Raw genomic sequence first — 539 nt, 5'->3', positions numbered from 1 at the left:
CAGTGCGAGGGCACCATTGCGATGCCTCGCCGACGGACCCCAATGTCTGGCAACGCGTGCCGTCGTTACGTCATGCAATCGTCGGTCCATGCGACCTCCTGCATATCCCTCCCAGTTACTGGCATTACGTCCAATCCCTCTCAGTTAGCATTTCGGTGTCGCGTTGGTGGTTCGATAACCACTTGGCAGAGATCATTTACAGCGTTGGGCAAGAGCGTTGGGAGCGTCCTGCAATCGTTGTGGCGGATACTAGGACATTCTTGGCTGACCTTGAAGAGTTTGGCGGCGCTTCTGCTTTGAAGCGTGTCCTTTTGCAATTGTCTCCCATCGCAAGATTTGCAATTATAACGGCGTTCAGTGAATTCTATGGCAAAGGAGTTTTCGACTATGTCTGAAGCACCGCTTTCCTTCGAACTGAGTGAAGATCAAGCTAAGGCCCTCAGGTCCCTCGCTGGAGGTAAAGGCATACGCATTTCCGGTTATGTCGATGGGACAACCCTGAAGGTCGACAACATTGCCATCAACGCAGGGATAATCGG

At 52.5% G+C, this 539-nt stretch carries 1 pseudogene; it reads left to right on the top strand.

The annotated features are described in order from the left end of the window. A pseudogene (locus EN780_RS40055) lies at window positions 1–395 on the top strand (hypothetical protein); the annotation flags it as partial. Between the last annotated feature and the right edge of the window lie 144 nt (window positions 396–539).

It is taken from the genome of Mesorhizobium sp. M4B.F.Ca.ET.089.01.1.1 (genome assembly GCF_004022605.1).
GTDB classification, from domain to species: Bacteria; Pseudomonadota; Alphaproteobacteria; order Rhizobiales; family Rhizobiaceae; genus Mesorhizobium; species Mesorhizobium abyssinicae.
This window is presented reverse-complemented; position numbering and strand designations above follow the sequence as displayed.